The following is a 19,695-nucleotide window of genomic DNA, read 5'->3' on the forward strand; positions in this document are numbered from 1 at the left end:
AGCGGCGCATGCTAGGGACCGGGAGGAAAGACTGTCTTTAGGAAAAGTCCGAAAGTCGCTGAGAAAGTCCGACAACAGAGAGCGCGGATGATGGGCCACGCAGGGCTACTACGCCCCAAGGGGTGGGCATGCCGGGGCCGGCATGCCCGATAGTGCGGGAAAGGTCGCGGCTACTGGTGCTGGACCTGGAACATCGAGTTCACCTGGACCTGTGCCAGCATGTGCTCGGCACCACCGCCGCGACGCATGCCGCGCACCGGGCAGGCGTCGAGGTAGTCGAGGCCGACCGCCAGCTTCAGGTGCCGTTCCGGCCGCGCGAGGCGGTTGGTCACGTCGAAGCTGTACCAGCCGCCGTCGATCCAGGCCTCCGCCCAGGCGTGGCTGGCCAGGTGGCTTTCGTCTTCGGTGCACAGGTAGCCGGAGACATAACGCGCGGGAATCCCCAGGCCGCGGGCGCAGGCCAGGAACGCATGGGTGTGGTCCTGGCAGACCCCGACCCGGCCGGCGAAAGCCTCGGCCGCGGTGGTGTCCACCGTGGTCGCGCCCGGGCTGTAGACCATGTGCGCGGCCAGGGCATGCATCAGCTCGATCAGCGCCGCGCGGTCGCGCCGGGTGCCGCAATGCTGCGCGGCAAAGGCGCCGAGAGCCGCGTCGGCCTTGGTCAGCGGGCTGCTGCGCAGGAACGGCAGCGGCGACTGGCTGTCGTGTTCCACCTCCCGGGCCTGGTCGATTTCCACCTGGCCATAGGCGCTCAGGACCAGGGCGCCATGGGGTTCGTCCATGGTCAGCACGTGCAGGATATTGCCGTAGGGATCGACCTGGCTGCGCACCAGGCGCGGCAGTTCCAGGTGCCACTCGAGGATGTGCTGGCGCTCACTGTTCTGCGGGGTCAGGCGCAGGAACTGGATGCTGGTGCAGACTTCGTCGGCGTAGCTGTAGGTGGTGTCGTGGCGTATGGAAAGTTTCATACAACCTCCAGATAGGATTCGTGGACGGTCTGCCCCAGGTGACGGATCTGCGCGATGAAGTCACTCAGCCACAGGTGCAAGCCCGACGCGAGGATCTCGTCGATCCCGGTGTAGCGCAGGCGCGCGTTCAGTTCGGCGGCCAGACGCTGGGCCGGACGGCCGTTGTTGCCCGGCAGGCTGGCGAGGATCTGGTCCAGTTCCTCGACGCAGGCATGCAGCGAGCGTGGTACGTCGGCGCGCAACAGCAGCATCTCGGACACCTGCTCGGCCCCCGGCGCGTTGCGGTAGATCTCGTTGAACGCCTCGAACGAGGACAGGGCGCGGAGCAAGGCGCTCCACTGGTAGTAGCCGCGGGCCGAGTTGTCGCTGACCTCCTCCGACTCCTCGCCGAACATTTCGTAGCGCGCGTCCAGCAGGCGCAGGGTGTTGTCGGCCCGCTCGATAAAGGTGCCCAGGCGAATGAAGCAATAGGCGTCGTTGCGCATGATGGTGCCCGAGGTCGCGCCACGGAACAGGTGCGAACGCTCCTTGACCCACTCGCAGAAATGGCTGATGCCGTAGCGCCCCAGGCCGCTCTTGGCGATGTTGCGCATCTCCAGCCAGGTGGCGTTGATGTTTTCCCACATGTCGGCGGTGATGCGCCCGCGCACCGCGTGGGCGTTGGTCCGCGCCGCCCGCAGGCAGCAATAGATACTGCCGGGGTTGGTCTCGTCGAGGGCGAAGAAATGCAGCATGCGTTCGGTGTTCAGCTCGCCATAACGCTGGTTGTAGTCGTCCAGGGTGCCGGCGGCCAGCAGCGACATCGCCAGCTCGGCATGGCCGTCGCTACGCCCCGCCTGGGGCATCAGCGACAGCGAGTAACTGACTTCGAGCATGCGCGCCAGGTTCTCGGCGCGCTCCAGGTAACGGGACATCCAGTAGAGGTCTGCAGCGGTTCTTGAAAGCATCGGTCAATCCTCCACGACCCAGGTGTCTTTGGTGCCGCCGCCCTGCGACGAGTTCACCACCAGCGAGCCTTCGCGCAAGGCCACGCGGGTCAGGCCGCCCGGCACCAGGCGGGTTTCGCTGCCCGACAGGACGAACGGACGCAGGTCGATATGCCGCGGCGCGATGCCGTTCTCGACAAAGGTCGGGCAGGTCGACAGGCACAGGGTGGGTTGGGCGATATAGGCCTCGGGGCGGGCCTTGAGCCGGGCGCGGAAGTCTTCGATCTCCGCCGCGGTGGCCGCCGGCCCCACCAGCATGCCGTAGCCGCCGGAACCCTGGGTTTCCTTGACCACCAGGTCCGGCAGGTTGGCCAGTACGTGGGACAGTTCCTCGGGTTTGCGACATTGCCAGGTCGGCACGTTCTTCAGGATCGGTTCCTCGCTCAGGTAGAAGCGGATCATCTCGTCGACATAGGGGTAGATCGACTTGTCGTCCGCCACCCCGGTGCCCACCGCGTTGGCCAGCACCACGTTGCCGGAACGGTAGGCGGCGATCAGCCCGGGCACGCCGAGCATGGAATCGGGGTTGAACGACAAGGGGTCGAGGAAGGCGTCGTCGAGGCGGCGGTAGATCACGTCCACCGCCTGGGCGCCGGAGGTGGTGCGCATGAATACGCGGTCGTCGCGCACGAACAGGTCGGCGCCTTCCACCAGTTCCACGCCCATCTCCCGGGCCAGGAACGCATGCTCGAAATAGGCGCTGTTGAAGCGCCCCGGGGTCAGTACCACCACCGTCGGGTTGTCCAGCGGGCTGGAGCTTTTCAGGGTATCGAGCAGCAGGTTCGGGTAGTGGTCGATGGGCGCCACGCGCTGCGCGGCGAAGAGTTCGGGGAACAGGCGCATCATCATCTTGCGGTCTTCGAGCATGTAGCTCACGCCGCTGGGAGTGCGCAGGTTGTCTTCCAGCACGTAGTAGCTGCCGTCGCCGTCACGCACCAGGTCGACGCCGGAGATGTGCGAATAGATATTGCGGTGCAAATCCAGGCCGCGCATCGCCACCTGGTAACCCTCGTTGGCCAGCACCTGCTCGGCCGGGATGATGCCCTCCTTGAGAATGCGTTGCCCGTGGTAGATATCGGCCAGGAACATATTCAGGGCCTGGACCCGCTGGATGCAGCCGCGCTCAACGTTCCGCCATTCGCTGGCCTTGATGCTGCGCGGGATGATGTCGAAGGGAATCAGCCGTTCAGTGCCTTGCTCGTCACCGTACAACGTGAAGGTGATGCCAGCGCGGTGGAACAGCAGGTCGGCTTCGCGCCGACGCTGGTCCAGCAGCTCCACTGGAGTGTCCGCCAGCCAGCGGGCGAACTCCTGGTAATGTGGGCGGCAGCCACCACTCGCATCATACATTTCGTTAAAAAAAGCACGGGACATACCCCAACTCCTCGCCGTGGTTTAAACGGCTTTTTTATTTAAACTCTCTGTTTCAATAAATCGGGCCTTACGCTGTGCGATAGAAACTGTTCTGTTGAGCACCTCATTGTGCGGCTTGAATTTTCCGCTCGATGCTGGCGGAAATACCCCCACTTATTGACGCCAGTCGTCTGGCGAAACTTCCCGTATGGATTTTCGGCAATGGAGCGCCCGCGATGACGTCCATTGGTTGTGGAACTCGTCACCTCCTTTTTCGTTTTAATGTGAACTTTCAATCTGAAAGTTTTCCGAAACTTCGACAGCACACTTCAATGGAACCCGAAGGCTGTTTATCTGCTGTAGCAATCGCTGTGCCCAAACCCCGCCTCCTTGCGAATAAAGTCCCCAAGGGTGAAAAAACACCCGCTTGACGGCATTTTTCACTCAACCACGGGGCCCCACCCCCGGTTGACGCTGAAACGTTTTATCCGGAAAGCCGCCTGAACGGCTTTGCACAACACTGGCGCGAACGAAAAAAGTGCAGAAACTGTCGAGGAAGGTTTTTTTGCCCTGACACGGGGATTTTTGGCAAAGCAGCTGTTATCGCTTTGCACAAAGCAAGAGTTGACGCGGCCTGCCGAGAGAAAGAACAGCGCACCATTAGCGGTCCGGAAAACGCACCAACGGCGAACGAAACACCCAATAGCGCCAACTATTGGCGCAATTTCAGCTTTTCGCCAGCGCTAGTTTGTAAAAGTGTCGGACAGGATTGAACCGGGCATTTCCGACTGTGCACGGTTCGCGCCCGAAGGAATAACGTTCGCCGACGTTATCCGCCAAAGTCTTCATTCCAGTGTTTATTGATTGGGCGCCAGCGAGTGGGATTTGCACCGGGACTGCAGGAGGGCAGTTTACGCGTGACCCAGGCACCGCGGTGGTCAGGCACACCGCCATCGCGAATAGGCTCGCTCTGGTAATGGCTGCGGTCGAAGGGAGAGTCACGGAAGGAGGCAAGCTCCTTCCGTGAGTTCAGCGGCTAATCAGTTCGTCCCGATGTAGGGGTCCCATTGGATGAAACGTACCGATGGGCGCAATCCTCCAGAGGTCACCTTGACCTGGATCTGATAGGTGGTCTGCTGCGATGCATTACGTGCCAGGCCTACCCAGTAGTTACCACTGGCGCTGACTTGCATCGGGTAGCCATCGCTGCCGAACACGCTGCCTTGGGAAACCTGGAAGCCGGTGATGGCCACCGTGTCGCCAGTACTCTGATCGATCGGAACCACCTCGAAGCCGATGTAATCCCCGACGTTGCAGTGAGTACGCAGCTCCAGCGATCCTTCGCCGCTGCTGTCGTTGCTCAGACGGTTGTCGAACATGTACACACCGCTGTAAATATTTCCGCCGCCGGTCCCCAATACAGACGAGGTATCGATGGCAATGGTGATTGCAGTTTGTGGGTTGGCGATGCCGGCAAGCACCTGCGCATCAGCAGCCCAGACCTGGGCAGTACTTTTTTGGCTACTCATTGTCATGCTCCTTACTTGACAGTCACGCTGGGGTTGAGCTTCACGGTGATACCGGAGCCGCCCGCCACCTGTACGTTGAGGGATACCGGATAACTCGCGTTGCCGGCGTTCTGCACGGAGCCGGTAAACGCCCTCGGGTTATCCGAAGCAGCTTGCGGTTGGCCGCTGTAGCCCCAGGCGTTCGAGTTGCCGATAGCAGCAATGGAGACGTGCGAGGTCGACTTGGGGTTAATCAGGAACACCTCCCAGCAGATATTGCTGCCCTTGGATGCCGCGGTATTGAGGTTGGCGGTGCCTTCATGGGTAGTGCCAGCGGAGCTACGGTTATCGACCAGATAGACCCCCGCGCTGGAGCCACTGGTCACTGCATTGTCATCGACCCAGATTTGCACCTGGACTTCACAACTGGTGGTAGGAATTGCCATGTGAGAACTCCTTGTAAGGTTTCGACGCAAGCGTCGGACGTGCCCTCTGTCGACTCCACGCGCTTACCTGCAGAGGTGGTGCCGCACAACCTTGATCCTTGTAGTCGCGAGGACCGCGACAAAGTATCTCGGCCAGGCAAGTGAGAAGATAAACCAGGAAAAACAGGGCGACTTGCCATTACGTGCCATTCGACATAGAAGCTGCGGCAGAAGCCTCAAATAGCCCCTGGACGGCTTGGCGGCCCCACTCAATGTAAAATCGGTGGGTGTTCAGTCAGGACAATCTCGATGCCGAAACGGCTGACGAACGCCTTACGTCCGCTCGTCGTCAAGGTCGACGCCCTGCTGTCCAGGTCCTGGGGCAGCCATTTGCGCTCCTGCAACAGCGCGCCCCCCCTACGCACCCCCCAGATAAAAGCGGCGCATGCTCCAGTCCAGGCACGGGTAGGCAAAGCGTCGGCGCGGCTGGCCAGGGCCCGCACATCAATGCACAGCCCCGGCAAAAAAAGCCTTCGCCATTCCTTTGTTTATTGATTCGGCGCAGGCGAACGGGATTTATCGCTGTCCAGCGCCAGAACCCGGCCGGTCATGCAGGCGCCGCGGCACTACAGTGCTTCCAGACGCCCAACGATGATCCGCACCGCCTCCGCCGGCGACAACAGCGAACTGTCCAGCGTCAAGCGCTCGCCGCTCCAGGCCTGGTAATCGTGATCGAGCACCGACTGCCAGCTGGGTCGGCGCAACCCGGGTACATCCGCCTCACGGTTTTCCACCCGCCGCCGGTGCTCGGCGACATCGGTGCACACCACCTCGATATTGAGCAGCGGGCTCTGCTCGGCCTCGGCGATGCCCTGCCAGGCCTGGCGGCTCTCGGCGACCGGATTGACGCAATCGGCCACCACTCGGTTGCCCAGGGCCAGGTTGCTGCGGGCCAGGGCATTGGCGATGTCGTACCCGGCCTTGCCGACTTCCGCCAGCCCGCCGTTGCGCAGTGCCTGCTCGATGTTGTCGATGCGCAGATAGGTGGCCCGCAGATGGCTGGCCAGGGCCCGGGCGATGGTGGTCTTGCCGCTGCCGGGCAGGCCACTGAAGACGATGAGCATAGGCAGAACTCCAGGCAAAGCGATGCATTCGGAGGCTGACGACAACGCCAGCCATGGGTTTGTGGACCGGCCTACGAAGCCTGGGTAACGGCCGGGCGACCCGGTTTGGCAACGCTCCTGGCACGCGGGGCCGGGCTGTCCGGCTCTTCGAGCTGGACGTCGAACCGACTGGCAAGCTCCTTGCGCCCCAGGGCGGTCAAGCCCAGCGCCCGGCTGTCCAGGTCCTGGGTCAGCCATTTGCGCCGGATCACCTCCTGCAACAACGCCGCCCCCAGCGCCCCGCCCAGGTGCGGGCGGCGCATGCTCCAGTCCAGGCACGGGCAGGCAAAGCGCCGGCGCAGGCTGGCCAGAGCTTGCACATCGATGCCCAGCCCAACAAAAAAACCTTCGCCAGCCGGGCTCAGAACGTACTCCTGAGCGCCCTCCTGCGGCTCCTGCAACCAACCGGCCTCAAGCAGGCGGTCATGCAGCTGCACCGCCAGGGTGCCGGCCATATGGTCGTAGCAGGTGCGGGCGAACTGCAGGCGGTCCGGAGTCCGTGGGCTGAACCCGGGCGTGGCGTTGCGGCCGATCACCATCAGCGCTTCCAGGGCCTGTGCCACGCGCTTGTCGGCCAGGCTGTAGTAACGATGGCGGCCCTGCACATGCAGGCGCACCAGGGCCAGTTCCTTGAGCTTGCCCAGGTGCGCGCTGGCGGTGGAGGCGCTGACATCGGCGATCGCCGCCAGCTCGGTGCTGGTGCGCGCGTGGCCGTCCATCAGCGCGCAGAGCATTTTCGTCCGCGCCGGCTCGGCAATGGCCGCGGCGACCTGGGATACGGCGTTGTCGTGCTGCTGTGCATTCATATTTCGCTCCCGAACGAATCGTGCCCCTCGCAGGTTGCCGATAGTAGCAACACTTCTCCCCCGCGAATAAGGCCGCACGCCATGGACCCGATCACCGCCGTCACCCACGTCGATCCCTACCCTTACTACGCCAGCCTGCGGGCCCGGGGCGGGCTGGCCTTCGACCCCGGACTGGGGATGTGGCTGGCCAGCAGCGCCGCAGCGGTGGCCGCGGTGCTGGCCCATCCCGAGTGTCGGGTACGTCCTGCGCACGAGCCAGTACCGCGGACGATAGTCGACGGCGCTGCCGGTCAAGTATTCGGCCGCCTGATGCGGATGAACGACGGTGAGCGCCAGCGTTGCCCCCGGGCCGCCATCGAGCCGGGCCTGCAACAGGTGCATGCCGAGGAAGCCAGCCAGCGGGTCGCCGCCCTGCTGCTGGGCCTGCCAAGCGATACCGCGGCCAGGCTGCATGACTGCCAGTTCCACCTGCCGGTGGCGGTGGTCGCCGGGCTGCTGGGCTTTGCCGCGCACACGTTGCCGGCGATTGCCGGGCTGACCCGGGACTTTGTCGCCTGCCTGTCGCCGGCCAGCGATCGGGCGCAACGGGATGCCGCCCACCGGGCAGCCGGACAACTGACTCGACGCTTTGAAGCTCTGCTCGATCAGCCGCCCGTCAGCCCGCTGTTGCAACGGATCGTCGCAGGCTTCGACGCTCAAGATCGCGACAGCCTGATCGCCAACCTGATCGGCCTGTTGTCCCAGACCTTCGAGGCCAGCGCTGGCCTGATCGGCAATACCCTCTGCGCCCTGCTGGGCGATCGCCGGTTGCTCGCGGAACTGCAGGCGGCGCCCGCCCGGGTCGCCGACCTGCTGGCCGAAGTGCAACGCCATGATCCCTCGGTACAGAACACCCGCCGCTTCGTCGCCGCCCCCTGCAGCATCGCCGGGGTGACGCTGGAGCGCGGCGCCGTGGTGCTGGTACTGCTGGCCTCGGCCAACCGCGACCCGCAACTGAACCCGCAGCCGGATCGCCTGCTGCTCGAACGCGAGGACCGGCGCAGTTTCAGCTTTGGCAGCGGACGCCACCAATGCCCCGGCCAAGAGTTGGCCCTGGCCATCGCCGGCGCGGTGGTCGGGGCGCTGCTGCGGCAATCGACCCTCGACCAGCCCATCGCCTGGACCTACAAACTCTCGCTCAACGGGCGTATCCCCTTGTTCACTAGCCTGCCGGAGTCGCACTGATGATCGCCGTGATATTCGAAGCCCTGCCCCGCCCGGAACATCACCAGCGTTACCTGGACCTCGCCGCCGCGTTGAAACCGCTGCTGCTGGAGATCGACGGCTTCATTTCCATCGAACGTTTCCAGAGCCTGAGCGAGCCGGACAAGCTGCTGTCCCTGTCGTTCTGGCGCGACGAGCAAGCGGTCGAAGCCTGGCGCACCCTGGAACGCCATCGCACGGCCCAGGCCCTGGGGCGGACCCAGGTGTTCGCCGACTACCGGCTGCGGGTCGCCGAGGTGGCGCGCGACTACGGGCTGACCCAGCGCGAGCAGGCGCCGGCGGACAGCCGCCGGGCCCATGCCGGGTAACACTGCTGGGCGCCTATTCGAACAATGAATGGTGGTCAGAGGGTCATCGGGCTTCTGCTAGGGTCATGCCTGGACCCGGGAGGATACGCTCATGAGCCAGATCACCCAACATGCCCTGAAGCTCAATGGCATCGAATTGCACCTGCATGCCGCTGGCCCGCTGGACGGCCCGCCGGTGTGGCTGCTGCATGGGTTTCCCGAGTGCTGGTACTCGTGGCGCCGGCAGGTCGCGCCGCTGACGGCCGCCGGCTACCGGGTGCTGATCCCGCAGATGCGCGGCTACGGCGACAGCAGTGCCCCCGAGGAGGTGGCGGCCTATGACGTGCTGACCCTGTGCGCCGATATCCAGCAGGCGATGGATGCCCTGGGCCAGGAGCAGGCCTGCATCGTCGGTCACGACTGGGGCGCGGTGGTGGCCTGGCACCTGGCGCTGCTGGAGCCGCAGCGGGTCAAGGCCCTGGTGGCTCTGTCGGTGCCGTTCGCCGGCCGCCCGAAACGCCCGGCCGTGGAGATCATGCGCGAGCTGTTCGCCGAGCGTTTCAACTACATCCTGTACTTCCAGGAACCCGGCATCGCCGAGCGGGAACTGGACGCCGACATCGACCGCAGCCTGCTGCATTTCATGCACGATTGCGAACGCCTGCTGGATGAAAAAAGCCCGTCGGCCCTGCTGTTCGAGGGCATGCCTGCGCGCCACGCACCGCCCGCCTGGTGCACGCCGGAGGATTTTGCGGTGTACCGGCGCACCTTTGCAGGGCGAGGTTTTCGCGGCGCCTTGAACTGGTACCGCAACTTCGAGCGCAACTGGCAACGGACCGAACACCTGGGCGAATGCCAGGTGAGCCAACCCACTCTGTTCATGATCGGCGACCGCGACCCGGTGGGCCAGCTGGAAGCCCGCACGATGGAGCGTATGCCCGGCAAGGTGCCGCGCCTGGAACAGCATCGGCTGGCGGATTGCGGGCACTGGATCCAGAGCGAACAGGCCGCAGAGGTCAATCTGCGGTTGCTGGATTTTCTTGGGAGAAACTACCCCTGCCCGCCTACGGTGCAGACAGGGGCCTAGTGTTACAGGCTGCGATATTCGAGGGTGAGGTGCGACAGTTCGTGGACCGGCGCCAGGCGCTGGCGGATGGTCTCGGCGCTGACACCAGCGGCCGCCACCACGCTGACGATCGCCGCCCGCGCCTGCGGGCCGACCTGCCACACATGCAGGTCGGTGATGCGCGCATCGCCGGCGGCTTCCACCGACTGGCGAATCTCGCCGGCCAGCTGTTCGTCCGTGGTGTCGAGCAGCACCGCCGCGCTGGACTTCATCAGGCTATACGCCCAACGGGCGATCACCACCGCGCCAACGATGCCCATCACCGGGTCGAGCCAGACCCATCCCAGGTAACGCCCCGCCAGCAACGCGGCGATAGCCAGGACCGAGGTCAGGGCATCGGCCAGTACATGGACATAGGCCGAGCGCAGGTTGTTGTCGTGGTGATGGCCATGCCCGTGTGAGTGCTCGTGCGGATGCTCATGAGCCTGCTGATGAACGTGGCCGTGGCCGTGATGGGCGTGACCGCCGGAAAGCAGCAAGGCACTGACGATGTTCACCAGCAGCCCGGCCACGGCGATCACGGTCGCCTCGGTGAAGGCCACCTGGGTCGGCTGCAACAGCCGCAGCAACGACTCGCCGGCAATGCCGATGGCCACCAGGCCGAGGATCAGCGCCGAAGCGAACCCCGCCAGGTCGCCGACCTTGCCGGTGCCGAAGCTGAAACGCGCATTGTCGGCATTGCGCCGGGCAAAACCGTAGGCCGCCGCCGCGATGCCCAGGGCCCCGGCGTGGGTCGCCATATGGAAACCATCGGCGAGCAAGGCCATGGAACCGGTGAGATAACCGGCGGCGATTTCGCCAATCATCATGACGAAGGTCAGCACCACCACCCACAGGGTGCGACGGGCGTTTTCATCGTGGGCGGCACCGAGGAAGTGGTGGTCGTGGGTCAAGCCTGCCGCTGGCAAGGTCGGGCGCATGGTGTGGCCTCCAGTCAGGAATAACGGCGAATGGCTTCGAGCAGTTCGTTCACGCCCTTGGCCCGTTCGGCATCACTGAGTTCAGGATGGGCCACATGCTCCAGGGCATGGGCCTCGATGATTTCCCCCATCAGGCCGTTGATCGCGCCACGGGTGGCCGCCACCAGATGCAGGGTCTTGGCGCATTCCGCGCCAGACTCCAGGGCCCGCTCCACGGCCTGCACCTGGCCAAGAATGCGCCGGACCCGTTTGAGCAGATCGTCTTTCTGTGCGTGCGTGTGCGACATACCTATACCCCCTATACCTATATGGCGCCTATCCTGGCCGATGCCACGGGCCTACGCAAGGGCTTGATGACACCGGTCGTCCGCCACTGCATGTCGATCACCCACGGCCCAGCCCCGCCAGGCGAAGCACGGAGACACGATTTCAAAGAGGGATTTACCGAGGAAGACCGTGAAGGCAGCCAGATCAGACAGCACCCCGACCTGGCCAGTACGCGGGATCAATCGTCGCGGGTCAGGACTTCCAGCAGCTCGATCTCGAACACCAGGTTGGCATTCGGCGGGATCTTGCCCATCGACCGCTCGCCATAACCCAGATGCGCCGGCACCAGCAGCTTGCGCTTGCCGCCGACCTGCATGCCCATCAGGCCCTGGTCCCAGCCTTTAATTACCCGTCCGGTGCCGATCACGCACTGGAAAGGCTTGCCGCGCTCCCAGGACGAATCGAAGGGCGTGCCGTCTTCCAGGAAACCGCGGTACTGGGTGGTGATCAAGGCGCCCTTGACCGCCGCCTTGCCCTCGCCCACTTCGATATCGATCACCTGCAACGAATCGCTCATCCACTCACTCTCTATTGACGGCAGCCGGCAGTGGCCGCCAAGGGTGCGGAAAATAGCAAATTTTCAGCCTCTCGACTTGTAAGGCATGCTCCTGGATGGGGCTGAGGCTGGGCACATTATCTGGACGCGTTCCGCATCGTTAAGCTCAGGGCGAGCTATATGCGCCAGTACCAGCACCTTGTGTTTCCCACCGACCTGCCTGTGGTCGTAACTGTTTCGTAGATGCCTCCTGACCCAGCCACCATTTTTCAGATTGTCCCTACAGACCCTCCATAGCCAAATCCAATAGCGTCCCTAAGCCAACTGCGAATGCTCTTCGCTCCCCCTCTGACGGGGGCTTCTTTATGGACAATGTGGACGCGAACACGGATGAGTGGCTACGTACCGAACACCCCGAAGGGCTATCGCAACAAGGGTATAGAGCCCGTCGATCTGGGCGCCCAACGCTGGGCGCAATACCCGGACCTGCCACCGAAGGCAGAAGCCAAACCCCAGACAGCTGGGTGCACTTTTACCAAGCCCTGCAAGCTCCCAGATGGGGTTATCAACTACGCAACTCGTGTCATCCCCACCAATGCCATCAGCGAATACGGGCAGCTCGTTTTGCTAGGCGGACGCGAAGCGGATGCAACAGGGAAAATCCCTCTCCAGCAAATCAGTGGTCACGCGTTACCTGCTGCACTTGGAACACTTCTATTAGGTGGAGTGGCTGCTACTGCTGGTGCTGCTACAGGGGTTGGCACTGGAGCCGGTGCTGGAATCAGCACGGGTACTGCGGCAACGGGCGCGAGTGCGGGTGCCACGTTTTTTACCACGGGTGTTATTGCAGGTGGATTGGCGGGCATAGCCGCGTTGCTCTGGCCATCGAGCTTGGGCGACAGCAGCCTGTACACAACCGAACAGCTCAAAGCGCTCAAGGAAGGCCGCACACGTGTCCGGTTGCATGTGGAACAGCAGGCCGACGGTACGCTGAAAGGCTACGGATACAACACTGAGAAGCGCAGCGACTGGGAAATGATCCCTGTTGCCCGGCTCGAGACTCAGGGCTCTCAGCAGGTGGCCGATTTCGGAGACGGGATCACCCTGACCTGGACACCAGCCATTGACCCGTCCAGTGCTTCGGGGATCCCTCCATTAGAGGCAGCACCACAGGCTCCCCACATCTGGATTTATCCGCCCACCGAACAGGCGGATAGCATCATCGTCAACCCGCTCTACCCGCCCGAGTACAAAGACTTCATTCTGGTCTTCCCGCCAGGGTCCGGGATTCAGCCTCTGTACATCGTGTTCAACATTCAGTTGGAGAAGAACAGGAAGCAGGGCAAGGCGTTTGAAGATGCTAAATATGATGAGCTCAGCCAGACTCAACCCGAGCTTGGCCGAGAGGTGACGATCAAGACCAAAAGCGGAGCCCGTACAAGGCTCGACATGCTGGGGCGTGATGCTGATGGCAAACTTTCCTGTATCGAGTGCAAATCATCAGACACAGCACCACTGACCAAGAACCAGAAAGTTGCTTTCCCTGAAATCCAAGAAAGTGGTGCAATAGTTGTAGGCAAAGGGAAGCCGGGGTTCCCCGGTGGTACTGAAATCCCACCAACCAAAGTCGAAATTATTCGACCAAAGCCCTGAGGGAACAGACATGTCTATTACGAATCCGCAGGTAATCGATATCTGGGTCATCCCCACCTGGGAGCCCAATAACATTGTGCTGATTATCTCTGACCACCTTGAATGGGGCGATAAAGCCCAACAAGGCGAACATCTGCAACTACTACAAGACAAGATCAACACATATGTTGCTTTCATTGAGAGCGGGGAAATCTACACTGAGATTCCCGGTGCACTTGGTAAGTCCCCCATCATTCGCATCAATGGACTGCATGAACTACCAGAGCAAGGTGAGCTCTTCATTGATCGTGCTACTGAGGTGCTGAAAGAGGTTGGTATTGGACTAGAGTTCGTGCTTGATGAAAACGAGACAATACGCAGCATGTAAACAAGGGCCACACCCAAATGAAAGACAGCGGCACCAATGTCGATCGGTTGAAAGAGTGCCAATGGGATCTGGCAAAGCCCTGATCCCCCACTCCCCCCTCAAGACCGCTTGAACAAACTCCAGACAAACGCCACCACCCCACCCACAGTCGCCACTACCGCCAGCCAGCCCACCACCGACAACCCCTGCCAGGTGGGCCCGGCCGCGGCGATCTGCGGGCCGAAGGCGATCAGCAGCGCACTGATCAGCAGGGCCAGGGATAAGCGGGTGGAGGCCAGGCGCAGGGATTTTTCCAGGCGCTCGATGCCCGGCATATCGAGGCGCAGGTCGACCACGCCGTGTTTCAGGCGGTTGATCAGCAGGCGGGTCAGTTGCGGCAGTTCGACGGCGACGCCGCGGCCCAGCTCCAGGCCGTCGAGGCCCAGGCGGCGGGCGAGTTTCCAGCTGAACTGCTGCTTGAGCATCTTGCTGATGGCCGGGCGCGCGGTGGCTATCAGGTCCAGTTGCGGGTCGAGCCGGGTGAGTACGCCATCGGCGGTGATCAGCGCCTTGAACAGCACCAGCAGGTCGGCCGGCAACAGCAGTTGGTATTCGCGCATCAGGCCGAGGAAGTCCTCGATCATCGCACTCATGTTCAGTGCCTTGCCGCCGTGTCGGCCCATGAATTCCCGGGCGGCCTGTTCGATGGCGGACAGGTCGCGCACCTGCTCGCCGCTCCAGTCGATCAGCACCGCCACCAGCGCTTCGGTACTGCCTTCGGTCATGGCCCGCATGAAGCTCATGACCTCCAGGCGCCGGCGTTCGTCGAGGCGCCCGACCATGCCGAAGTCGATGAAGCCGACCCGATTGTCGTCCATGGCCCGCAGGTTGCCGGGGTGCGGGTCGCCGTGGAACAGGCCGTCCTCCAGCAGCATCTTGATGAACGCCTGGGCCCCGCGCTGCGCCAGCAGGCTCGGGTCCAGGCCCTGCTCGATCAGGGCCTGGCGTTCCAGCGGCGTGTGACTGGGTAAAAATTCCTGGACCAGCAGACGCTCGCTGCTGTGCAGCCAGTGGATACGCGCAATGGCGATCTGCGGATGCTCGGCGAAATTCGCCGCCACTGCGTCGCAGTGCTGCCCCTCCTGGGTGAAGTCCAGTTCTTCGAGCATCGCCCGGGCCAGTTGCCGGACCATCTGCCGCGGCTGGTAATGGGCCAGGGAGGCGTTCTCTTCCACCAGCATCGCCACGCCTTCCAGCAATTGCAGGTCGGCGCTCATCTTGCGCCGCAGGCCGGGGCGCTGGACCTTGACCACCACCGCCTCGCCACTGAGCAGGCGCGCGCGATAAACCTGGGCGATGGAGGCCGCGGCCAGGGGCTCGCTGTCGAACTCGGCGAACACCTGCTCCAGTTCGCAGCCCAGGTCCTCGCGCACCTGATCTTCCAGCTCGCTCCAGGGCAAGGTCGCGGCACTGCTGTGCAACGCCTCCAGCTCGCTGATCCAGTGCGGCGGCAGGATGTCGCTGCGGCTGGCGAGGATCTGCCCGAGCTTGATAAAGGTCGGCCCAAGTTTCTCCAGGGCCAGGCGCACCCGTTGCGGCGTAGAGTCCTGCGGCTGCGCTTCACCAGCGGCTGACGACTCGCCCAACAGGCGCCCCAACCCCAGGCGCAGTAAAACGTCCTGGGCACCGAAGGCCACCAGCACGGCGACAATCTGGTGCACCCGCTTATGGTGTTTGAGAGCCGTCCAGGTGGGTTCGAGCATGGTCGGGATGATCCTTCACAAGGTGACGCCCGCGGCGTGGCTGGCGGGCCCAGGGTTGGGTGGCGCGCCTGCCGCGGACTCCGGGATCGACGACACGCCATGCAAGGTCCGACCACAGCAGCCGGCAATCATTCACAACGCGCTGGCGCCGATTGCGCCTGCGCATGCGAGGCGCTGCCGAAGAGCGCATGCCGACGGTTGCCCATGGCTGTGCCCGCCATGAATTCGGTTACCATGGCGCCCCCCTGAAATCCGCACGCCGATAAGGACATCCGTATGGCTGTTTCAACTATTGTGGTTCTGCTCGTTCTGGCCCTGCTGGTGATCTACGTCATCACCGTCTACAACGGCCTGGTGGCCCGCCAGAACCGCTTCAAGAACGCCTTCGCGCAGATCGAAGTCCAGCTCAAGCGCCGTTACGACCTGATCCCCAACCTGGTGGAAACCGCCAAGGCCTACCTCAAGCACGAGCGCGACACCCTCGAAGCCGTGACCGCGGCGCGCAATGCCGCACTGGCGGGTCTCAAGGCCGTCGCGGCCGAGCCCGGCAACCCGCAGCACATGGCGCAACTGGGCCAGGCCGAAGGCGTACTGTCCAGCGCCATGGGCCGGCTGAACCTGAGCATGGAGGCCTACCCGGACCTCAAGGCGTCGCAGAACATGCAACAGCTGAGCGAAGAGCTGACCAGCACCGAAAACAAAGTGTCCTTTGCCCGCCAGGCCTTCAACGACACGGTGATGGATTACAACAGCTACAAGCAGAGTTTCCCGCCGGTGATCCTGGCCGGCCTGTTCGGCCATGGCGCCGATGCCAGCCTGCTGCAATTCGCCGACAGCGCCCTGATCCAGGAAGCCCCCAAGGTCGCGTTCTAACCCTCTGTCACCCTGGATGGTCCGATGAATTTTTTTGAACACCAGGCCCGGGCCAAGCGGCGTACCGGCACCCTGGTGCTGCTGATGATCCTGGCCGTGCTGTGTCTGGTGGCCGTCACCAGCCTGGCGCTGAACCTGCTCTGGCTGCAATTTCTCAAGGAGATGAAGCAGTCGCCGAGCTTCGACTGGCACCTGACGGCGATGATCGCCGCGGTGGTGTTCCTGGTGGTGATCGGCAGCAGCATGGGCAAGCACGCCGAACTCAAAGCCGGCGGCAAGGTAGTCGCCAAGCGCCTGGGTGGCCGGCTGATCAACCTGCACCCGGACGGCCTGGAAGAACAACGGCTGCTCAATGTGGTCGAGGAAATGGCCCTGGCCTCGGGCACGCCGGTGCCACAGGTGTACGTGCTGCCCGATGCCGGGATCAATGCGTTCGCCGCCGGCTTCACGCCACAAGAGGCGGTGATCGGGGTCACCCGCGGCGCCATCATGGTGCTCAACCGCGAGGAACTGCAGGCGGTGATCGCCCATGAGTTCAGCCACATCTACAACGGCGACATGCGCCTCAACACCCGGCTGGTGGCGATTGTCCACGGCATCCTGGTCATCGGCCTGACCGGCGAGGCGATGGCCAACGGGGTCAACCAGGCTGGCCGGCTGGCGCAAAACCGGGTCGGCGGGTTGGCGATGTGGAGTGGCCTGGCGCTGATCCTGCTGGGCTCGGTCGGGACTTTTTTCGGCAACCTGATCAAGGGCGCCATCAGTCGCGAGCGCGAGTTCCTCGCCGATGCCTCGGCGGTGCAGTTCACCCGCAACCCGGTGGGCCTAGCCGGCGCGCTGAAAAAGATCGGCGGTTACGCCGCCAGTTCGAAACTCGACAGCGCCTTCAGCGCTGAATACAGCCACCTGTATTTCAGTGAAGGGGCCACCCTCTCCGTCTATGGCCAGTCCGCGACCCATCCGCCCCTCTCGGCACGGATCCGGCGCCTGGAACCCGGCTGGGACGGCCGCTTGCCCACCATCGAAGCCATCGAACTGCCGGCCGAACCCGCCCGCTCCGGCCTGGACAGCTCCGGGGTGTTCAGCCGCCAGTCGCAAGCGACCAGCGCCCTGGTGTTCGACCTGAATGCGATCAAGCAGTCGATTGCCAGCATCGGCAGCCCGAACGCGCAACATCTGCTGGCGGCCCAGGCAACGCTGGTCAGCCTCGACCCGGCGCTCCAGCGCAGCGCCCACAGCACCACCGGTGCCCAGGCGCTGGTCTATGGCCTGCTGCTGTCCGCCAACGACTCGATGCGCCGCCGGCAACTCGCGCAGCTGGACACCAACAGCCCCGCCGAGGTCTTCGGTTGCCTGCAAGCCCTGCAAAAACAACTGGCGGCCCTCGACCCGAACCTGCGCCTGCCGCTGCTGGACCTGTCGATACCGGCCCTGCAGCAGCTGGACAAGCAAGCCTGCAAGCTGTTCATGGACAACCTGCGGCAACTGATCGACGCCGACGATCAGGTCGAGCTGCTGGAGTGGACGCTGCTGCGCATCGTGCAACGCAATGTCGAAGGCCTGCCGGCGCCCGAGTACAAATGGGGGCTGTTCCAGCGCAGCGAAGAACTGGCGGTCCTGCTCGGCGCCCTGGCCAGTGCCGGGCAAAAGACCGCGCAGCAGGCCCAGCTGGCCCTGGCCCATGCCTGGAGCGGCCTGCCCTTCGCCCAGCCGCAACCGGCGGAGGTCGACCTCGAACACCTGGATGCCGCCCTGGTGCGCCTGCGCCAGTTGATGCCCGAGGAACGGCCGACGCTGCTGCAGGCCATGGCCCGCTGCGTCTGCTACGACGGCCAGGTCACCGTGGCCGAAGCCGAGCTGATGCGCGCCGTGGCCGATGTGCTGGATTGCCCGATGCCGCCGCTGCTGCCCCCGGCAGTCGCCGAGCCCGCGCCTTCCCAGGCATCGGCCAGCGCCCCCCAGGCCGCCACGCTCTGAGTACCGGTCAACCATTCCTGCCCAGCACCAGCCTGGGTAGGCACCGCATCCTTACCAGAGCGCGACCTCGTAGGTGAAATAGAGGCGGTTGCTGTCGCGCCCCCGGGCGAAGTCGGAGCGGTACACATAGTTGCGCAGCTTCACCCCCAGGCCCTTGAAGCGGCCTTGCTGCACCACATAGGCCAGTTCGGCATCGCGCTCCCATTCCTTGATCGCCGTGTTCGAGCGGCCGTCGTTGCCGCTCAGGTAGCGAGTGGAAAACGCCAGCCCCGGCAACCCGAGGGCGGCGAAGTTATAGCCGTAGCCGAGCATCCAGGTTTTCTCGTCCTCCTCGATGAACTTGCCAATGCCCACGTTGCTGAACGAGTACACCGTGGCGCCGCTGATATAAGGCAAGCCGGCATCACCGCTGAGCACCTGATAGCCGCCACTCAGGGTATGGCCGGCCACGGCATAGGACAGCAGGCCGCTGAGCATATCGTTATCGATGTTGCCGCCGTAGGCCGAACCGCTGTCGCTGCTGTGGAAGTAACGCAGGTCACTGGTCAGCACGCCGGCGCCCAGCTTCAGGTCGTGCTGGATACCGGCGAAGTGCTGCCGGTAGAAGTGCTCGAGCTCGCCGTAGAAGTAGCTCAGGCGCAGGTTTTTGCCGAGCTTGTAGTCGCCCCCGGCATAGGTGAAGTCCCCGGACTTGTCGCCGGCATAACCGTCCGCCACGATCGGCACGCTGTCGCTGGAATCGCGCAGTTTGAAGCGATCCAGCCGGCCAGCGGTGAGCGTCAGGTTGTCGATGTCGCTGCTGGTGAGCTGCGTGCCCTGGTAGGTCTGCGGCAACAGTCGTGCGTCGTTGTAGATCAGCACCGGGTTCCTCGGCAGCAAGGTGCCGTGCTTGAACGTGGTCCCGGCCAGCCTGGCCTTGGCCGTGACACCGGCACTGGCGAACGCGTCGGCGGCGCGACCGTCGTCATGCACCGGCAGCAAGCCGGTACCGCTGCGGCCCCGCCCCGAGTCGAGCTTGACCCCGACCAGGGCCAGCCCGTCGATACCCAGGCCGAGGGTGCCGGGGGTGAAACCCGACTGGAAATCCAGCAGCAGGCCCTGGGCCCACTCCGTACGCTCGCTCTTGGCCGTGCGTGCCGCCCGGGCGCTCAGGCCATGCTCGTCACGGAAGTTCTCATTGAAGTAGACATTGCGCAGTTGCAGCTTGAGCGTGCTGTCGTCGCCAAAGCCTGCCGCGCCGACGGTCGTCAGCGGCAACAGGGCGACCAGAGGAAACCACGCCCCAGGGGTGATCGAACGGCTCATATCGGACTACTCATTGTTGTTATTCAAGTTGTTGTTATTCGAGTTGTTGTTTTTTTAAGGTGCAGCTATTCGAGGTGCCGTTATTCAAGGTGCAGGTGCCGCGCGCCATGGACCCGGCGCGCCAGGGAACACCTGATGGTTCAGAGGGAT

Annotated in this window: 19 protein-coding genes and 1 pseudogene; 7 read left to right on the forward strand and 13 right to left on the reverse strand. The window is 63.6% G+C overall.

The window, feature by feature from the left end:
* Positions 1 to 170: 170 nt before the first annotated feature.
* The 8 genes and pseudogenes from AC07Y9_RS25800 to AC07Y9_RS25835 form a co-directional block, all read right to left on the reverse strand.
* Complete coding sequence (locus AC07Y9_RS25800; RefSeq protein ID WP_102681041.1) at positions 171 to 968, reverse strand: transglutaminase family protein; 798 nt, start codon at positions 966 to 968, stop codon at positions 171 to 173.
* A complete protein-coding gene (locus AC07Y9_RS25805; protein WP_007925069.1) occupies positions 965 to 1,915 on the reverse strand; it encodes an alpha-E domain-containing protein in 951 nt (316 codons plus the stop codon). The genes AC07Y9_RS25800 and AC07Y9_RS25805 overlap by 4 nt, the downstream gene beginning before the upstream one ends.
* Before the next feature lie 3 nt (positions 1,916 to 1,918).
* Positions 1,919 to 3,328 carry a circularly permuted type 2 ATP-grasp protein gene (locus tag AC07Y9_RS25810; RefSeq protein WP_009043313.1) on the reverse strand — a complete coding sequence of 470 codons (1,410 nt, stop codon included), beginning with the start codon at positions 3,326 to 3,328 and terminating at the stop codon, positions 1,919 to 1,921.
* Positions 3,329 to 4,347: 1,019 nt separating this feature from the next.
* Positions 4,348 to 4,836 (reverse strand): DUF8788 domain-containing protein, encoded by a 489-nt coding sequence (locus tag AC07Y9_RS25815; RefSeq protein WP_102681042.1) that lies wholly within the window; start codon positions 4,834 to 4,836, stop codon positions 4,348 to 4,350.
* 11 nt (positions 4,837 to 4,847) lie between these two features.
* Positions 4,848 to 5,261, reverse strand: a complete 414-nt coding sequence (locus AC07Y9_RS25820; protein ID WP_102681043.1) for a DUF8788 domain-containing protein — start codon at positions 5,259 to 5,261, stop codon at positions 4,848 to 4,850.
* Between the two features lie 248 nt (positions 5,262 to 5,509).
* Positions 5,510 to 5,758 (reverse strand): annotated as a pseudogene (locus AC07Y9_RS25825) (transcriptional regulator); the annotation flags it as partial.
* Positions 5,759 to 5,866: 108 nt separating this feature from the next.
* Positions 5,867 to 6,364 (reverse strand): P-loop nucleotide/nucleoside kinase family protein, encoded by a 498-nt coding sequence (locus tag AC07Y9_RS25830; RefSeq protein WP_102681044.1) that lies wholly within the window; start codon positions 6,362 to 6,364, stop codon positions 5,867 to 5,869.
* 71 nt (positions 6,365 to 6,435) lie between these two features.
* A complete protein-coding gene (locus AC07Y9_RS25835) occupies positions 6,436 to 7,209 on the reverse strand; it encodes an ArsR/SmtB family transcription factor (RefSeq protein ID WP_102681045.1) in 774 nt (257 codons plus the stop codon).
* A gap of 81 nt (positions 7,210 to 7,290) precedes the next feature.
* On the opposite strand from AC07Y9_RS25835, the gene AC07Y9_RS25840 reads away from it, so the two are divergent.
* The 3 genes from AC07Y9_RS25840 (at position 7,291) to AC07Y9_RS25850 (ending at position 9,846) form a co-directional block, all read left to right on the forward strand.
* Positions 7,291 to 8,433: a cytochrome P450 gene (locus AC07Y9_RS25840; RefSeq protein WP_102681046.1), complete on the forward strand. Its 1,143-nt coding sequence runs from the start codon at positions 7,291 to 7,293 to the stop codon at positions 8,431 to 8,433.
* Positions 8,433 to 8,780 (forward strand): antibiotic biosynthesis monooxygenase family protein, encoded by a 348-nt coding sequence (locus AC07Y9_RS25845; RefSeq protein ID WP_102681047.1) that lies wholly within the window; start codon positions 8,433 to 8,435, stop codon positions 8,778 to 8,780. The genes AC07Y9_RS25840 and AC07Y9_RS25845 overlap by 1 nt, the downstream gene beginning before the upstream one ends.
* A 91-nt stretch (positions 8,781 to 8,871) precedes the next feature.
* Positions 8,872 to 9,846, forward strand: a complete 975-nt coding sequence (locus AC07Y9_RS25850; protein WP_102681048.1) for an alpha/beta fold hydrolase — start codon at positions 8,872 to 8,874, stop codon at positions 9,844 to 9,846.
* Positions 9,847 to 9,848: 2 nt separating this feature from the next.
* Here AC07Y9_RS25850 and dmeF read toward each other — a convergent pair whose 3' ends face one another.
* From dmeF to AC07Y9_RS25865, 3 genes are all read right to left on the reverse strand, one after another.
* Positions 9,849 to 10,805 (reverse strand): CDF family Co(II)/Ni(II) efflux transporter DmeF, encoded by a 957-nt coding sequence (gene dmeF / locus AC07Y9_RS25855; RefSeq protein WP_102681049.1) that lies wholly within the window; start codon positions 10,803 to 10,805, stop codon positions 9,849 to 9,851.
* Between the two features lie 14 nt (positions 10,806 to 10,819).
* Positions 10,820 to 11,092, reverse strand: coding sequence for a metal/formaldehyde-sensitive transcriptional repressor (locus AC07Y9_RS25860; RefSeq protein ID WP_023968875.1), 273 nt, complete (start codon positions 11,090 to 11,092; stop codon positions 10,820 to 10,822).
* A gap of 218 nt (positions 11,093 to 11,310) precedes the next feature.
* Positions 11,311 to 11,649, reverse strand: coding sequence for an FKBP-type peptidyl-prolyl cis-trans isomerase (locus tag AC07Y9_RS25865; protein ID WP_102681050.1), 339 nt, complete (start codon positions 11,647 to 11,649; stop codon positions 11,311 to 11,313).
* A gap of 369 nt (positions 11,650 to 12,018) precedes the next feature.
* Between AC07Y9_RS25865 and AC07Y9_RS25870 the strand changes: the two genes are divergently transcribed.
* Both AC07Y9_RS25870 and AC07Y9_RS25875 read left to right on the forward strand, forming a co-directional pair.
* A complete protein-coding gene (locus AC07Y9_RS25870) occupies positions 12,019 to 13,281 on the forward strand; it encodes an S-type pyocin domain-containing protein (RefSeq protein WP_173679809.1) in 1,263 nt (420 codons plus the stop codon).
* A gap of 10 nt (positions 13,282 to 13,291) precedes the next feature.
* Entirely contained in the window at positions 13,292 to 13,648 is a 357-nt protein-coding gene (locus tag AC07Y9_RS25875) for a DUF6572 domain-containing protein (protein WP_087088076.1), read from the forward strand.
* Positions 13,649 to 13,746: 98 nt separating this feature from the next.
* Here AC07Y9_RS25875 and AC07Y9_RS25880 read toward each other — a convergent pair whose 3' ends face one another.
* Positions 13,747 to 15,390: an ABC1 kinase family protein gene (locus AC07Y9_RS25880; RefSeq protein ID WP_102681052.1), complete on the reverse strand. Its 1,644-nt coding sequence runs from the start codon at positions 15,388 to 15,390 to the stop codon at positions 13,747 to 13,749.
* A gap of 276 nt (positions 15,391 to 15,666) precedes the next feature.
* Here AC07Y9_RS25880 and AC07Y9_RS25885 point away from each other — a divergent pair, with 276 nt between their 5' ends.
* Positions 15,667 to 16,263: a LemA family protein gene (locus tag AC07Y9_RS25885; RefSeq protein WP_102681053.1), complete on the forward strand. Its 597-nt coding sequence runs from the start codon at positions 15,667 to 15,669 to the stop codon at positions 16,261 to 16,263.
* Between the two features lie 24 nt (positions 16,264 to 16,287).
* Entirely contained in the window at positions 16,288 to 18,240 is a 1,953-nt protein-coding gene (locus tag AC07Y9_RS25890; protein WP_102681054.1) for a M48 family metallopeptidase, read from the forward strand.
* A gap of 51 nt (positions 18,241 to 18,291) precedes the next feature.
* Here AC07Y9_RS25890 and AC07Y9_RS25895 read toward each other — a convergent pair whose 3' ends face one another.
* Positions 18,292 to 19,545 carry an OprD family porin gene (locus AC07Y9_RS25895; protein ID WP_102681055.1) on the reverse strand — a complete coding sequence of 418 codons (1,254 nt, stop codon included), beginning with the start codon at positions 19,543 to 19,545 and terminating at the stop codon, positions 18,292 to 18,294.
* Positions 19,546 to 19,695 lie beyond the last annotated feature (150 nt).

This window comes from Pseudomonas sp. GW456-L12, assembly GCF_059424045.1.

What these genes read in the sequence shown, in the direction of transcription:
- AC07Y9_RS25800 (WP_102681041.1), bottom strand. Translation starts at nt 968, where the DNA reads ATGAAACTTTCCATACGCCACGACACCACCTACAGCTACGCCGACGAA.
- AC07Y9_RS25805 (WP_007925069.1), bottom strand. Translation starts at nt 1,915, where the DNA reads ATGCTTTCAAGAACCGCTGCAGACCTCTACTGGATGTCCCGTTACCTG.
- AC07Y9_RS25810 (WP_009043313.1), bottom strand. Translation starts at nt 3,328, where the DNA reads ATGTCCCGTGCTTTTTTTAACGAAATGTATGATGCGAGTGGTGGCTGC.
- AC07Y9_RS25815 (WP_102681042.1), bottom strand. Translation starts at nt 4,836, where the DNA reads ATGAGTAGCCAAAAAAGTACTGCCCAGGTCTGGGCTGCTGATGCGCAG.
- AC07Y9_RS25820 (WP_102681043.1), bottom strand. Translation starts at nt 5,261, where the DNA reads ATGGCAATTCCTACCACCAGTTGTGAAGTCCAGGTGCAAATCTGGGTC.
- AC07Y9_RS25830 (WP_102681044.1), bottom strand. Translation starts at nt 6,364, where the DNA reads ATGCTCATCGTCTTCAGTGGCCTGCCCGGCAGCGGCAAGACCACCATC.
- AC07Y9_RS25835 (WP_102681045.1), bottom strand. Translation starts at nt 7,209, where the DNA reads ATGAATGCACAGCAGCACGACAACGCCGTATCCCAGGTCGCCGCGGCC.
- AC07Y9_RS25840 (WP_102681046.1), top strand. Translation starts at nt 7,291, where the DNA reads ATGGACCCGATCACCGCCGTCACCCACGTCGATCCCTACCCTTACTAC.
- AC07Y9_RS25845 (WP_102681047.1), top strand. Translation starts at nt 8,433, where the DNA reads ATGATCGCCGTGATATTCGAAGCCCTGCCCCGCCCGGAACATCACCAG.
- AC07Y9_RS25850 (WP_102681048.1), top strand. Translation starts at nt 8,872, where the DNA reads ATGAGCCAGATCACCCAACATGCCCTGAAGCTCAATGGCATCGAATTG.
- dmeF (WP_102681049.1), bottom strand. Translation starts at nt 10,805, where the DNA reads ATGCGCCCGACCTTGCCAGCGGCAGGCTTGACCCACGACCACCACTTC.
- AC07Y9_RS25860 (WP_023968875.1), bottom strand. Translation starts at nt 11,092, where the DNA reads ATGTCGCACACGCACGCACAGAAAGACGATCTGCTCAAACGGGTCCGG.
- AC07Y9_RS25865 (WP_102681050.1), bottom strand. Translation starts at nt 11,649, where the DNA reads ATGAGCGATTCGTTGCAGGTGATCGATATCGAAGTGGGCGAGGGCAAG.
- AC07Y9_RS25870 (WP_173679809.1), top strand. Translation starts at nt 12,019, where the DNA reads ATGAGTGGCTACGTACCGAACACCCCGAAGGGCTATCGCAACAAGGGT.
- AC07Y9_RS25875 (WP_087088076.1), top strand. Translation starts at nt 13,292, where the DNA reads ATGTCTATTACGAATCCGCAGGTAATCGATATCTGGGTCATCCCCACC.
- AC07Y9_RS25880 (WP_102681052.1), bottom strand. Translation starts at nt 15,390, where the DNA reads ATGCTCGAACCCACCTGGACGGCTCTCAAACACCATAAGCGGGTGCAC.
- AC07Y9_RS25885 (WP_102681053.1), top strand. Translation starts at nt 15,667, where the DNA reads ATGGCTGTTTCAACTATTGTGGTTCTGCTCGTTCTGGCCCTGCTGGTG.
- AC07Y9_RS25890 (WP_102681054.1), top strand. Translation starts at nt 16,288, where the DNA reads ATGAATTTTTTTGAACACCAGGCCCGGGCCAAGCGGCGTACCGGCACC.
- AC07Y9_RS25895 (WP_102681055.1), bottom strand. Translation starts at nt 19,545, where the DNA reads ATGAGCCGTTCGATCACCCCTGGGGCGTGGTTTCCTCTGGTCGCCCTG.